We start from the raw sequence: 12,057 nt of genomic DNA, 5'->3' as shown, positions 1-12,057 counted from the left end.
CCTTAAAATAATCCGCTTTATCTCGTCTTAAAATTTAAGGGTAATATGAAATATTTCCATCGCTCAGTGCTACCTTGTTTGCTTTCTAGCTCTTTATTGCTCGTAACATCTTGCTCGTTATCAAGCGAACAAGCCAAAAAAGATAACAATGAAACTGCTGCTTATACCTATCTTAAAGAACTTGTTTCACCCACCGAAGGTATAGGTGCTCGCGAAGCTGGAACGATAAAAGAACAGCAAACAGCCCGCTATATTAAAACTAAATTTGAAAAGTTTGGTTATCGAGTTACCGAGCAAAATTTTTCCTATAACAGTAGAAAAATGGTCGGTGAATCAAAGAACATTATTGCTGAATTTGGTGACGTAACAAAGCCAACCATCATACTTGGCGCACATTATGATTCAACGGCAATGAAAACGGGGTCAATGGGCGCCACAGATAACGGCGCAGGTGTTGCGGCAATGTTAGCGATAGCCCAAGCATTGACCACAAAAATGCCAAATAATTATAGTATTCGCTTTATTGCCTTTGGCGCAGAAGAAATTGGTTTGCAAGGTTCAAACTATTACGTCAACGACTTATTAACCCATAACAAATTAGATAATATCGCAGCGATGATTAATTTTGACACCATAGCAGGTGGCGATAAGGTTTATGTACATAGTGCGCATACACAAGCTTATGATAATTGTAAAAATGAAACTTATAACAGCGACACTTTTATGCGAAATGCCTTACTCAAGGCATCAATTAAGGTGTTAGGCGAACAAAACAAGTATGTTATTCATCCTGACTATGAAGGCTATCCTGAAGGTGTAACTGGCTCTTGGTCTGATCATGCTAGTTTTGCCTGTGCTGGTATTCCTATTGCGTATGTAGAATCAACCAACTTTTCAATTAATGGCCAGAATGGCTTTGATGGTTACTCTCAATCAACCGCAAAAAAATTGTGGACTTGTTATGATAAAAAGACTTCAACAGCTTGTGATAATAAAGCCGAGAAAAACTGGGGAAATATTTGGCATACTCAATTTGACCGTTTAGATAAACTTGATGAAATATTTCCGGGACGTGTTAAGCAGCAGCTTAATAATAATGTTGAGGTGCTAATTGAATTATTAGCTAATCCTGATAAATATTTACCGTCAAAGTAAAAAAATAAAAATAATATTTTAAAGGTGTGGGCGGTTTTATTAAGACTCAAGCCACCCACACTTCAATAATTAACTACCAATAGGTGAACCCGGCGGCATAGTGATACTAGCAGCAGGATGAACAAGTTTTCCTTGCTCAAGACTATGGGTAATCTGCGCTGCTAACAACATAAACTGAGCAGCTAAGCGCTTGTACTTTTTAGAGTCATAATTATCATTTAACCATTCATTTATATTAAGTAAAGCCATATAAACTTCTGCACGCACCTCTGTTACTAAATTTTTGTTATGCCAAAGTGCTAATAAATGCTCAATAACTTGTTGATTGACCCGCTGTTGAACCAACAAAGCCAAGCCCTTTTCAGCCGGTACTTTAATTGACTGTTCTATTAAAGCGTTAATCAATTCTTGCACACTCAAAATACGCTTATCCATTACTGACTGTTGCTGTAAACGTGCTAAACGTTGTTCATTTAAAAGCAAAGACACCGTGTGTTTAGCACTAGCCTGCGCAGCAGAAACCGGATCAAAAGTAAGCCCCGTATTACCAGCAAAACTTTCGCGATTACGATAATAACCATAAGCTTTTGGTGGAATAAGTTTCACTATGTGTTCTGGCAAGGTTAATATTTTTGTATCTAGAGTGGCTAATAAAACCTGCAGCGCTTTTCGCTGCTGTTTACCTGAGACTACCTCCAATGGCTTTAGAACATTTTCTTCTCGCAGTTGATAGCGATAGTCTATACCTGAAATTAATTTTGCTGCGGCGGTAACTTGAAAACGATGAAAATTATAGATGGGCACCAAAACCTCTTCAATTTCTGACAAAGGTCGCCCTAGAGGAATACTATTTAAACCAAAGTCTGTTAGCGCTTTTTCACGTATTTTTAAGACTCTATTAAGCTCATCGGCGGCATCTACTCCGTTGTCCCACAAATGTGCGCGACTATGTGCACTCGAAGAAGAGCGCGCATCTGAGTCTGACATATACAGCAAATCTGCTTGTTGCGCGCTTGCTATAACTTTCGCTAAGTACTCGGCTTCTTTATCAGCCGTTATATCAGCATAACCATAAGCAATAACTGATTTGTCCCAGCGACCAATATCTGTAGCGTAGGCATTTGATAAATCAATTTCACCATTTTTCAAGGTAATTAACGGGTGAGGATAATCCATTACTGAAGCGCGATTATTAGCACTTGCGGCAAAATTATGCGCGATACCTAAAGTGTGCCCAACTTCATGAGCCGACAATTGACGAATGCGTGCTAAAGCCATTTCTTTCATTGGTGAAGTGTCTGTTATAGATGACTTAAAAGGAGATGTTAAGCCCAAAGCAATGAGATAATCTTGACGAACACGTAGAGAGCCCAATGTTACATGCCCCTTTAATATTTCTCCTGTTCTTGGGTCTATCACTGATGAACCATAAGACCAACCTCTTGTCGCTCGATGTACCCATTGAATAACGTTATAACGAACATCCATAGGGTCTGCATCGGCTGGTAACATTTTTACCTGAAAAGCATTTTTATAACCGATGGCTGAAAATGCTTGGTCCCACCAACGAGCGCCATCAAGTAAAGCACTTTTTATAGGTTCAGGTACGCCGGCATCTAAATAATAGATAATAGGTTCAATTGCTTCGCTGACCTCAAGATTTCTATCTTTTTTGTTTAAGCGATGACGTGGAATATTACGCTGAATTAACGGTTGGTCGATAGCACTGGCGTAATCGGCATAACTATTTGACCAAAAGCCACTGTAAGGATGAAAAGTACGTGCTTGGTATTTATCGTCAGGTAATTTAATCAGCGAATGATGTAAGTTCACTGTAACAGCGGTTGAGTCTGGCGTTACTGAGCGTAAGTATTTACCTGCATCAGTTCCTTGGTAAGTCACTGTTGCTTCAAGCTCAGTATTATTAGGAAAGGCCTTGCTGCGTTTTATATAGATACCACTTCGGCTTTCATCAATTTTGAAGTTACCTTGTTGACGTTGTTTAAGTTTACTTGATAATTGATGAATATCAGATAAAAGAAAGGGTGTATAATCAATTAATACTTTTTTACCGTCCTTACTTTCTTTGGCAACTTTAAACCCCCAAATAATAGAGCTGGCAAATGCCTCGCTAACGGCTTTTTTTTCTAAGTTGTTTTCAGTATCCGCTCGATAATAAGTATTAAGTTGGCGGAGAAAGACCTTCTCTCCTACTTTTTCAAAGCGTACTAGACGGGTATCACCTAACTGGCCTCTATCAAGTCCAATATCATTAGAACCGACTCCTTGAGGTAAACCGCTTTGAAATAAAAAGTCTTGTTCAAATTGCTGGACCTCTAAATAAACATTGCCCTTTTTTTTATCATGAAAAAAAGAAAAATAGCCTTGCTGGTGATCTTTATCTTTAACAAAGTCATTATAACTAAGAATTTCTTCGCTGAGCGCGGCTATTGAAAAGGTACTACAAATAAATATTAAAAAGACACCTAGCGTCAGTTTCATCGTTTTTCCCTATTTGATTTTTGGTTCTATAAATATATATTCAAGTCATTCCATTATTTTTGTTATCATTAGCCTTACAGGTGAGGTGATAGCTTTCATCGTCACCTCTAATCGTAAAATAATGTAATATGTAGCTGCTATTATTATTTTACGACATTAAATAACCAACAATTTTATGACTCAATTTTTAAGAGTCTTACTCTAAATCAATTAGGTAACCCGATGCAACGACTAGCACCAGCTTTACGTCAAGATAATGTTCCACTCGATTTAATTTCGCTGATCAAAACGATTTTAGCGGCAACTAAAGAAATTTCATTTCGTGTTAGCCAAGGTCACTTAAGTGATTTGATGGGTTCAACTTTGGATGAAAATATTCAAGGTGAAGTTCAGAAAGAATTAGATGTTGTTGCAAATGAATTACTTAAAGATATTTTATTAGAGTCTGGCTTTGTTAAAGCGATTTCTTCTGAAGAAGAAGATAGCTCTGTTGCAGGTGAAAAAAATGGCAAGTATCTGGTTTCTTTCGATCCACTTGATGGCAGCTCTAATATCGAAATCAACTCATTAATTGGCACAATTTTCTCTATTCATCAAGCACCAAGTGATATGGATGCTAGTGATCCAGACATGTTTAAGCAAGCGGGTAACAAACAACTTTGTGCGGGTTATGTCTTATATGGTCCGTCAACTATGTTGGTAATGACTACGGGTAGCGGTACCCATTTTTATGTACTTGACCGTACTCATGGTGGTTTTTTATTAGTTGAACGTAATGTTCAAGTGCCTGCGGACACACAAGAATTTGCTGTTAACATGTCAAATCAACGTTTTTGGCAAGCGCCTATGCAGAATTACATCAGTGATTTACTTGCAGGTGATACCGGCCCTCGTGGCAAAAATTTCAATATGCGTTGGATTGCCGCTATGGTTGGTGACATTCATCGTGTATTAACACGTGGTGGTATTTTTACTTATCCACAAGATAGTAAAAACCCGCAACAACCACACAAGCTACGCTTAATGTATGAAGCGAATCCAATGAGTTTTCTCATTGAACAAGCGGGTGGACTGGCAATGACCAGTGAAGGACGCATTATGGATATGGAGCCGAACAGCATTCATCAGCGTGTCGAAGTAATTATGGGCTCGAAAAATGAAGTAGAAGCGTGTCTAGCTTATTACAAATAATCGAAAATTAGCATGTATCAACGTGTATAAGTCCAATTAACAGGTTTCTAAAAACAAAGATGAAGCCTGTTTAGCTTATTACAAATAATCAAAAATTAGCATGCATCAACATGTCGAAGTCCAATTAACAGGGCTCGAAAAATGAAGTAGAAGCCTGTTTAGCTTATTACAAATAATCGAAAATTAGCATGTATCAACGTGTATAAGTCCAATTAACAGGTTTCTAAAAACCAAGATGAAGCCTGTTTAGCTTATTACATGTCACTAACATTTTTCTTATGTCGGTAAAAAAGCTCCATTCATTGAGCTTTTTTACCGTTAAATTTAATATTCCCTTCATAGTTTTACGATATAATAGTTAATATAATTGACTGGATTTTAACGACATTTTTATGAAAAAACTATTTGAAGTATTTTGGCGTTTTCTTTTTTTAGGTTGTATCAGTTTTGGTGGACCTGCCGCACATATTGGCTATTTCCAAAAAACATTTGTCGATAAACTAAAGTGGTTAGATCAAACAAGTTATGCAAATTTAATCTCGTTAAGCCAATTTTTACCGGGTCCTGGCTCTAGTCAATTAGGTTTTGCTATTGGATTGAGACAAGCTGGACTGCCTGGCGGCATTGCCGCATTTATCGGTTTTACCTTACCGTCATTTATTCTTATCTATTTACTCGCCACTAATATTAGCGGTGCTGAACAACCTTGGGTTTTTCATGTTATAAGTGGTTTGAAATTACTGGCTGTGGTTGTAGTGGCTGACGCTTGTTTAACTATGTTTAAAAGTTTCTGTAATAATTACACCCACAGACTTATTGCGGTTATAACAGCGATTGCTTTAATCACTTTACCGAGTTTAACGATGCAAATTTTCATACTGACTATCGCAGCAAGCTTTGGTTTTTTTGTTAATCCATCGTTAAAATCAGTTACCACTGAAGTCACCCAACCTTCAGCTCTAACCTCAAGACAGTTTAAAATACTGCCATTGATGTTGTTCTTAATCATCCTCTTTGCTTTACCACTAGCAACCGTAGTTGGAGCACCGATTAACACAGCCGATATCATGGTCTTATTCAATCAGTTTTTTCAAGCGGGCAGTATGGTCTTTGGTGGCGGACACGTTGTCTTGCCACTATTACAACAAACAATTGGTGAAGCGTTATCGAACGATGTTTTTCTTACCGGTTATGCCGCAGCGCAAGCAGTTCCTGGCCCAATGTTTACCCTAGCGACTTTTCTGGGTGCAGAGCTATTTCCACAAGCCCCTTTAATAGGAGCGACAGTCGCAACCTTAGCAATATTTTTACCTGGATTTTTATTGGTACTCACCTTTGAAAGTACTTGGCAATCATTAGCAACAAAGCCCAAAGTCGCCGGTGCGATTATGGCGGTAAATGCCGCTGTGGTTGGTCTATTATTTTCTGCGCTTTATCACCCTATTTTTACTAGTGCTGTTAGTTCACTATTTGACTTATTTTCTGTGCTTATTGGTTTTTATTTATTACGGATAGTCAAACTGCCTATTATTGTTTTAGTGGTGACATTTGTTGGCGTTGGTTTATTAACGCAATTCTACTAAGTCGGTTATCGCAGAGTAATAAGCGCCTTAGTGCTATTGATATGATTTAGTGCCGATAATGTGAGCTTTAACTTTTCACCGCCATGGTTTGTTTGCTAAAATATCGCCAATTTAAAATATAGCCTCAATATAAACGCTAATACGAGAAACTTATGCCTAATTACGCTGTTGGACACAAAACACCTGATTCAGATTCAATCTGTTCAGCTATCGCCCTTTCCTATTTAAAAACCACGCTAGGTGAAGAAACCGTCCCAGCCCGTTTAGGGGAGCTTTCACCAGAAACTTTATTTATTTTAGACAAGTTTGGTTTTGAGCAACCTGAATTAAAAACAAGTTTTGCTGGCGAAGGTATCTATATTGTTGACCATTCCGACCGTATTCAAGGACCCGATGATATCGATGAAGCAACAATATTAGGTATTATTGATCATCATAAATTAGGCGATATTACTACCTCTACCCCATTAGAAATTTGGGTTCGTCCTGTAGGCTGTACCAATACCATCATTAAAATGATGTACGATTTCTATGATGTAGAAATTCCAAAAAATATTGCTGGTGCAATGATGTGCGCTATTTTGTCTGATACGGTTATTTTTAAATCACCCACCTGTACCACTGCTGATATCAAATGTGTTGAAGCATTAGCTGAAATTGCAGGCATTAGCGACGCAAAAGCCTTGGGTATGGAAATGTTTGAGGTAAAATCTGCTGTATTAGGTACACCTATACGTGACCTAGTCTTACGTGATTTTAAAGACTTTAACATGCATGGCAACTTAGTAGGTATCGGTCAGTTGGAAGTACTTGACCTCGCCATCTTTGATGATATGAAGCTTGAATTATTTGCTGACATTGCAAAATTAAAAGCCGAAGGTAACCGACACACGGTTTTATTATTACTGACAGACATTATGAAAGAAGGCTCTGAAATGTTAGTTATTAGCGACAATGCTGATTTAACAGAAAAAGCTTATGGCAAACCACTTGTTGACGGTAAAGTATGGTTAGACGGCGTATTGAGTCGTAAAAAACAAGTTGTTCCACCTCTCCAAGATTCATTAGCTTAAAAATGAAAATCAATAACTCTGCACGACTAAGCTACAAATTAATGTCTGCTGACGATGCAGAGTTATTTTATCAACTTGACCAAGACCCAGAAGTGATGCGTTTTATCAGTGATGGTAATCCGTCGTCTCGCGAGACCATTACAAATGTGTTATTGCCTCGTATGCAAAAATACCTAAGTCCAACTAAAGGTTGGGGATTGTGGCAAGTTAATATCACTGAAACTGATCAATATATTGGCTGGGTGCTTGTGCGGCCGATGAATTTTTTCTCTGCCTTACCTGAGTTTAATAACCTAGAGCTCGGTTGGCGATTTTTTCAAACATCATGGGGCAAAGGTTTTGCCAGTGAAGCGGCTCAACATATTAAAAATGCTTTAGCCGTGAATCCTGAATACGATAAATTTAGCGCTATTGCCGACGAAAATAATCTAGCTTCAATAGGTGTAATGAAAAAAATAGGTATGTCATATCTTAAAACATATCTTCATGTTGACCCATTATTTGAATGTACCGTCGCTTACTATCAGCTTCAAAATACCTAACGGTTAATGTTCTACATTAGCAGTCACCAAGCTTATGTCTTTTCCTGAAAGGGTATTTTTAAATAGCTTGTTCTTGCTCGAATAAACCTGAGTATATTCTGTTGATTTATCTGATAATTTTTATATGCTAATACCTTAGCTAAAGGCATAATTTTAATGGGTTGATCATCATAAAACCAATAACAACGACTATACGTTGAGATATCTAACTCAACTTTAATCGTTTCTGACCAAGTATGGTCGCGTTGATTCGTTAATATTGTAAGCAATTGTCCCCATCATTTTCTGTATATTCCCTTTATAATCAATTAATTTATGCACTGAGTAATTAGCACAGATAAAGTGCGATTTTGTCGAGGTCCTCTTAAAACAGCGATAAAAAAACTCACCGAAGTGAGTTTTTTTATCTTGATAATATGCCGTTAAATTTTACAATTAAACGCGTTCAATTACCGTTGCAATACCTTGTCCTAAACCGATACACATAGTCGCTAAACCTATGCTAACGTCTTGACCTTCCATTAGGTTCAATAAAGTACCCGTGATACGCGAGCCAGAACACCCTAATGGATGACCTAAGGCGATAGCGCCACCGTTTAAGTTAATCATATCTTCAGCACGGTCTTCTAAGCCTAGAGATTTAACACACGATAAGGCTTGCGCCGCAAAGGCTTCGTTAAATTCAGCTAGTTCGATATCAGCTAAAGATAAACCTGCACGTTTCAATGCTTTTTTCGTGGCTGGAACAGGACCAAAGCCCATAGTAGACGGATCACAACCTGCAACTGCCATACCACGAATACGCGCACGAGGGGTTAAACCAAGCTCTTTTGCACGATCAGCTGACATCACTAACATTGCTGATGCACCATCAGACAACGCTGAAGAAGTACCGGCTGTTACTGTACCGTTAACTGGATCAAACACTGGGCGTAAACCGGCAAGCGTTTCAATCGTTGTTTCAGGACGAATAACTTCATCATGTTCAACTAAGGTTAACGCGCCCATTGCATCGTGTCCTTGAGTGGCAACAATTTCATTGTCCCAACGACCAGCAAGTTGTGCTTCATAAGCTTTTCTGTGTGAACGTGCCGCAAAAGCGTCTTGTTGTTCACGGGTAATACCGAACTGCTTACCGAGTAACTCAGCGGTTAAACCCATATTGCCAGCCGCACGAGAAATATACTTACTCAAGGCCGGATCAAAGTCTACATCATACATCATAGGAACATGTCCCATGTGCTCAACACCACCAACGATGAATACATCACCTTGGCCACACATGATGTTAGTTGTTGCATCATGCAAAGCTTGCATTGATGAACCACATAAACGGTTAACTGTTACCGCGCCAACTGTTTTTGGAATGTCTGTTAACAACTGTGCATTACGCGCAATGTTAAAACCTTGCTCTTTAGTTTGCTTAACGTTGCCCCAGATAATGTCTTCAATTAATGAAGGATCTAAATTAGGGTTACGCACTAATAGTTGCTGCATTAAATGCGCTGATAAACCTTCAGCACGAACGTTACGAAAAACGCCAGCTCTAGAGCGTCCCATTGGTGTACGAATACAATCTACAATGACTACTTCTTTCATGTTCTTCTCCTTAGCTTATGCTGTTTTTACGTCGGTGTTGAAATAAGATTTACCTGATTTAGCCATTTCGCGTAATCCATCAGTTACCTGATAAATTTCACCTAAATGCGCATACTTATCAGCCATGGCAATAAAGTTAGTTAAACCTAACGTTTCTAAATAACGAATTGCACCACCTCTAAACGGTGGAAAACCAATACCGTAAATTAAGCCCATATCAGCTTCAGCGGCAGTATCAACAACACCTTCTTCTAAACAACGCACCACTTCATTGACCATAGGGATCATTAAGCGAGCAATAATGTCTTCACTACTAAATTCTTTTTTGTCTGCACAGGTACTTTCAAACAATGCGTAAGCATCAGCTGAAGCTACTTTTGTTGGACGACCACGCTTGTCTTGACCGTAATCATAAAAGCCTTTGCCATTTTTCTGACCAAGACGTTTATTACTGTATAGAGTGCTTACTGGGTCATTATCAATTTTTGCCATACGCGTTGGGAAGCCAGATGACATAACACCCGTACAATGATCAGCGGTATCAACACCCACCACATCAAGTAAGTATGCTGGGCCCATTGGCCAACCAAATTGTTTTTCCATGATTTTATCAACAGCAGCAAAATCAACACCTTCAAGCATTAATTGGCTAAAGCCAGCAAAGTATGGGAATAAAACACGGTTAATATAAAAGCCAGGACAATCGTTAACAACAATCGGTGATTTACCCATTTTAGCCGCGTAAGCAACAACAGCCGCAACGGTTTCTTCAGAAGTTGCTTTACCACGAATAACTTCAACCAATGGCATTTTGTTTACCGGGTTAAAGAAATGCATACCACAGAAGTTTTCTGGACGTTTTACACTTTGCGCTAACAAATCGATAGAAATCGTTGAGGTGTTAGAGGTTAAAATGGCATCTTCAGAAAGAAAGCTTTCTACTTCAGCAAGGACCATACCTTTTACTTTAGGGTTTTCGACTACCGCTTCAACCACGATATCAACATCTTTAACACTATCGTAGCTAAGGGTTGGTGTGATGTTATTTAACACGCCAGCCATAGTCTTAATATTCATACGACCGCGTTCAACTTGCTTGGTTAAAATGCCAGCAGCAGTATTTAAGCCTAAATCAAGTGCTGCATCATTAATGTCTTTCATAATGATTGGCGTGCCTTTATAAGCAGACTGATAAGCAATACCACCGCCCATAATACCAGCGCCTAACACAGCGGCTTTATTCACTTGTTTAGTCGCCATTTTAGCGGCTTTTTTTGCTTTGCCTTTAACGACTTGATCTGCCATAAACAAACCAATTTGCGCCGTAGCCGCATCAGTTTTAGCAAGCTTAGCAAAGTTTGTATTCTCAATAAGCATGGCTTCTGTTCTACCGAGTAAAGCAGCAGCTTCGATAGTTTTTACCATCATCATAGGTGCAGGGTAATGTTTACCCGCTTTAGCGGCAATCATACCTTTACAGGTATTAAAGGTCATAATTGATTCAACAGGGCTAAGCTTTAACGCTTCAAGTTTCTGTTGACGTTTAGCTTGCCAATTTAACTTACCAGACATTGCTTGTTTAAGCATGTTAATAGCGGCTTCGCGTAAATGCTCTGGCGCAACAACCGCGTCAAGTAAACCAACAGCCATTGCTTGTTCAGGCTTAAACGCTTTACCCGTAGACATCCACTCAACAGCATTATCAGCGCCAATAATTCTTGGTAAGCGCACTGTGCCACCGAAACCAGGAATAAGGCCTAATTTAACTTCAGGTAAACCTATCGAACATGTTGTATCAGCAATACGGTAGTCACAAGCTAAGCTCATTTCACAACCGCCACCTAAAGCAAAACCATTAAGTGCAACAATTGTTGGTAGCTTAATGTCTTCAAATGAATCAAAAACGTCTGAGCCGCCTTTTATCCAAGGGATAAGTTCCGCTTCAGGAAGTTTAAACATTGTTAAAAATTCAGTGATGTCTGCACCAACAATAAAGTTAGATTTTCCAGACGTTACAAGTACGCCTTTAGCATCTGCACAATTGTTAATAGCAGCAACCACTTCGATATATTCTTTAAAAGTTTGCTGATCAAACTTATTCACTGAGCCTTGTGCATCGAATTTAAATTCAACAATGCCGTCATTCAGTAATTCGGCAGAAAGGTTTTGACCTTGAAATAACATGCCTAGTTTCCTCGTTTAGTGGGATAAAAATAGGGTCTGAACTCAATTAAATGATAATTTAACTGATCAGTTTTTATAATAATAGACGATTGAGTGTGCCTTGAAAGAAAAATAAATGCAAATTTTTTAAACAGGTGTTTTAATTAGGTGTATTAATCTATGGTTTTTTAACTAAGACAGAAAGAATGGCTCGCGGTATAAGCCGATTAATAGGGCCTAAAAGACGAT

General features: G+C 38.6%; 8 protein-coding genes. 5 read left to right on the top strand and 3 right to left on the bottom strand.

Annotated features, from left to right (window positions below; all coding sequences use genetic code 11):
* Window positions 1-45: 45 nt before the first annotated feature.
* On the top strand, window positions 46-1,155 hold the full coding sequence (locus tag H4J69_RS04845; protein WP_220467857.1) for a M28 family metallopeptidase: 1,110 nt from the start codon (window positions 46-48) through the stop codon (window positions 1,153-1,155).
* Window positions 1,156-1,224: 69 nt separating this feature from the next.
* On the opposite strand, the gene H4J69_RS04840 is transcribed toward H4J69_RS04845, so the two are convergent.
* Window positions 1,225-3,657: a zinc-dependent metalloprotease gene (locus H4J69_RS04840; protein WP_182244184.1), complete on the bottom strand. Its 2,433-nt coding sequence runs from the start codon at window positions 3,655-3,657 to the stop codon at window positions 1,225-1,227.
* 222 nt (window positions 3,658-3,879) lie between these two features.
* On the opposite strand from H4J69_RS04840, the gene H4J69_RS04835 reads away from it, so the two are divergent.
* The 4 genes from H4J69_RS04835 (at window position 3,880) to H4J69_RS04820 (ending at window position 8,046) form a co-directional block, all read left to right on the top strand.
* On the top strand, window positions 3,880-4,848 hold the full coding sequence (locus H4J69_RS04835) for a class 1 fructose-bisphosphatase (protein WP_182243118.1): 969 nt from the start codon (window positions 3,880-3,882) through the stop codon (window positions 4,846-4,848).
* Between the two features lie 392 nt (window positions 4,849-5,240).
* Window positions 5,241-6,431, top strand: a complete 1,191-nt coding sequence (gene chrA, locus H4J69_RS04830; protein ID WP_182214675.1) for a chromate efflux transporter — start codon at window positions 5,241-5,243, stop codon at window positions 6,429-6,431.
* Between the two features lie 152 nt (window positions 6,432-6,583).
* The gene (locus H4J69_RS04825; RefSeq protein ID WP_182244185.1) at window positions 6,584-7,504 is read left to right on the top strand and encodes a manganese-dependent inorganic pyrophosphatase; all 921 of its coding nucleotides are present in this window, start codon (window positions 6,584-6,586) and stop codon (window positions 7,502-7,504) included.
* Window positions 7,505-7,506: 2 nt separating this feature from the next.
* The gene (locus H4J69_RS04820; RefSeq protein WP_182244186.1) at window positions 7,507-8,046 is read left to right on the top strand and encodes a GNAT family N-acetyltransferase; all 540 of its coding nucleotides are present in this window, start codon (window positions 7,507-7,509) and stop codon (window positions 8,044-8,046) included.
* 435 nt (window positions 8,047-8,481) lie between these two features.
* On the opposite strand, the gene fadA is transcribed toward H4J69_RS04820, so the two are convergent.
* Both fadA and fadB read right to left on the bottom strand, forming a co-directional pair.
* Window positions 8,482-9,645, bottom strand: coding sequence for an acetyl-CoA C-acyltransferase FadA (fadA, locus tag H4J69_RS04815; RefSeq protein ID WP_070374925.1), 1,164 nt, complete (start codon window positions 9,643-9,645; stop codon window positions 8,482-8,484).
* 15 nt (window positions 9,646-9,660) lie between these two features.
* The gene (gene fadB / locus H4J69_RS04810) at window positions 9,661-11,829 is read right to left on the bottom strand and encodes a fatty acid oxidation complex subunit alpha FadB (protein ID WP_182214679.1); all 2,169 of its coding nucleotides are present in this window, start codon (window positions 11,827-11,829) and stop codon (window positions 9,661-9,663) included.
* Window positions 11,830-12,057: the final 228 nt, after the last annotated feature.

Origin of the sequence: Colwellia sp. BRX10-9 (genome assembly GCF_014077405.1) — a bacterium.
Classification (GTDB): domain Bacteria; phylum Pseudomonadota; class Gammaproteobacteria; order Enterobacterales; family Alteromonadaceae; genus Colwellia_A.
The sequence above is the reverse complement of the archived record's forward strand: the minus strand, read 5'-3'. Positions and strand labels throughout refer to the sequence as shown.

Bases quoted from the DNA above. Each gene is read 5' to 3' on its own strand.
- H4J69_RS04845 (WP_220467857.1), top strand. From the start codon at position 46: ATGAAATATTTCCATCGCTCAGTGCTACCTTGTTTGCTTTCTAGCTCT.
- H4J69_RS04840 (WP_182244184.1), bottom strand. From the start codon at position 3,657: ATGAAACTGACGCTAGGTGTCTTTTTAATATTTATTTGTAGTACCTTT.
- H4J69_RS04835 (WP_182243118.1), top strand. From the start codon at position 3,880: ATGCAACGACTAGCACCAGCTTTACGTCAAGATAATGTTCCACTCGAT.
- chrA (WP_182214675.1), top strand. From the start codon at position 5,241: ATGAAAAAACTATTTGAAGTATTTTGGCGTTTTCTTTTTTTAGGTTGT.
- H4J69_RS04825 (WP_182244185.1), top strand. From the start codon at position 6,584: ATGCCTAATTACGCTGTTGGACACAAAACACCTGATTCAGATTCAATC.
- H4J69_RS04820 (WP_182244186.1), top strand. From the start codon at position 7,507: ATGAAAATCAATAACTCTGCACGACTAAGCTACAAATTAATGTCTGCT.
- fadA (WP_070374925.1), bottom strand. From the start codon at position 9,645: ATGAAAGAAGTAGTCATTGTAGATTGTATTCGTACACCAATGGGACGC.
- fadB (WP_182214679.1), bottom strand. From the start codon at position 11,829: ATGTTATTTCAAGGTCAAAACCTTTCTGCCGAATTACTGAATGACGGC.